Source organism: Clostridium sp. BSD2780061688st1 H5 (assembly GCF_005845155.1).
Classification (GTDB): Bacteria; Bacillota; Clostridia; order Lachnospirales; family Lachnospiraceae; genus Claveliimonas; species Claveliimonas intestinigallinarum.
Genome location: NZ_SPGT01000066.1, coordinates 1 through 1,364 on the forward strand (window position 1 = coordinate 1; position 1,364 = coordinate 1,364).

The following is a 1,364-nucleotide window of genomic DNA, read 5'->3' on the forward strand; positions in this document are numbered from 1 at the left end:
TGGTGTGGTATAAAAAAAGTTGACAGCTTATTCTCAAGGATTTCATAATAAAACCAAGAGAATAAGGAGGTATTCAAAGTGGCACGTAAATATGACCATGAATACAAAGTACAGGCAGTGAAACTTGCCAAAGAAATCGGCGGCGCTAAGGCTGCTAAAGAATTAGGAATCCCTGAAGGAACCATCCATACATGGCTGAAAGCTGTAAGAGCTGGTAAGCTGGATGTTGGGGAAGGTTCCCATACCCCTGCCAGTGCAATGAGCCTGTCAGAAGAAATTACCATGCTGCGTAAGCGGGTGAAGGAGCAAGATAAAGAAATCCGCCGCCTGAAGGAAGAAAATGAATTTCTGGAGGAAGCCAGCGCTTTTTTCGCCGCCAGCCGTCGGAAGTCAGCAAAAACCAGAGAATGATCTTTCTCGCTTTGAAAACAGAGGACGGCAGGATTACCGGAAAAATTTCATTTTATTGCCGGATGCTTGGTATCAGCCGGCAGGGCTTCTATAAATATCTCGCAAACAAAGACCGTCCATGGAAGTACCAGGATCTGGCGGATGCCATGAAAGAAATCATCAGTGAGGATGAATGTAACGATACTTATGGACGGATCCGGATGTATCAGGCGCTGTTGCTGAAGCAGCCGGAGGGCGTACATATACCCAGTGAACGGACCGTATACCGGGTTATGGATCAGATCGGCCTGAGCCATCGGCCAAAGAGAAAGCCGAATGGACTTACAAAGGCAGACCGGGAAGCCATGAAATCGGATGATCTGTTGAAGCGGGATTTCCATTCAGATGCCCCATTAGAAAAATGTATTACAGATATCACGGAGATCCCGGCGCGCAATGGGAAACTGTATGTATCTGCGATTTTCGACTGCTTTGATCTTAGCGTCCTCGGTCTGTCAATGGGGACAAACATGAAAGCAGATCTGTGTATCCAAACACTGGAAAATGCCCTGACTGCATATCCCGCATTGGAAGGAGCGATCATCCACAGTGACCGTGGGACACAGTATACCAGTGAGTCTTACCGCCAGACCATCCGGGAGCACCACATCCACCAAAGCATGAACAGTGCAGGAGGACGCTGCCATGATAATGCACGCTGTGAGAGTATGTGGGCCAGAATGAAGACAGAGCTCCTTTATGACCGCTATGACACAAGGCAGATGACGGTAGAGGAATTAAAGGCGCTCATTTGGAGATACTTCCTCAGCTACTGGAATAACCGGAGGATCTGCTCTGCCAATGGCGGGCTTCCTCCCATGATAAAACGCAGACAGTATTATGAGGATTTGGAACTGGTAGCATAGTCAGTGATATCCTTGAAATAAATGTGTCAACTAATCTTGACAATATCA

At 47.2% G+C, this 1,364-nt stretch carries 2 protein-coding genes; both read left to right on the forward strand.

The features are described 5' to 3' along the window. The first annotated feature begins 78 nt into the window (after nt 1–78). Complete coding sequence (locus FGQ86_RS16125; RefSeq protein ID WP_072524275.1) at nt 79–411, forward strand: transposase; 333 nt, start codon at nt 79–81, stop codon at nt 409–411. Next, the gene (locus FGQ86_RS16130) at nt 408–1,316 is read left to right on the forward strand and encodes an IS3 family transposase (RefSeq protein ID WP_072524276.1); all 909 of its coding nucleotides are present in this window, start codon (nt 408–410) and stop codon (nt 1,314–1,316) included. The genes FGQ86_RS16125 and FGQ86_RS16130 overlap by 4 nt, the downstream gene beginning before the upstream one ends. The last annotated feature ends 48 nt before the right edge of the window (nt 1,317–1,364 follow it).

What these genes read in the sequence shown, in the direction of transcription:
- FGQ86_RS16130 (WP_072524276.1), top strand. Translation starts at nt 408, where the DNA reads ATGATCTTTCTCGCTTTGAAAACAGAGGACGGCAGGATTACCGGAAAA.